The organism is Priestia sp. SIMBA_032 (genome assembly GCF_046535215.1).
GTDB lineage: Bacteria > Bacillota > Bacilli > Bacillales > Bacillaceae_H > Priestia > Priestia aryabhattai.
The window spans coordinates 1-252 of record NZ_JAWRXD010001154.1 but is presented as its reverse complement, the minus strand read 5'-3'; the positions used below and the strand labels follow the sequence as shown (position 1 = coordinate 252).

The following is a 252-nucleotide window of genomic DNA, read 5'->3' as shown; positions in this document are numbered from 1 at the left end:
TCCTAAAAATGTAATTTTTGGTGGTCTTAGTAGTATAACAATGGACTCCAGAATTACTGCTAACTATGATGCCGCGACTAGAAAACTTGTTTTTACAGTGCCTAATTCAATGGTGGTGGCAAATGGTCCTCTTACGCCTTATACGATTAAATTTAAAGTAAGAGTTGTAGACGATTGTAATGAGTTAATTGATGCTTGTGCTAACAGAATTGAAAATATTGCTTATTCTAAATACTATGGTGTAAAAAATAC

Annotated in this window: 1 protein-coding gene; it reads left to right on the top strand. The window is 32.9% G+C overall.

What is annotated here, in order from left to right; genetic code table 11:
- Positions 1-40 precede the first annotated feature (40 nt).
- On the top strand, positions 41-252 hold a 212-nt coding region (locus SB717_RS37940), incomplete at its 3' end, for a hypothetical protein (protein WP_410908330.1).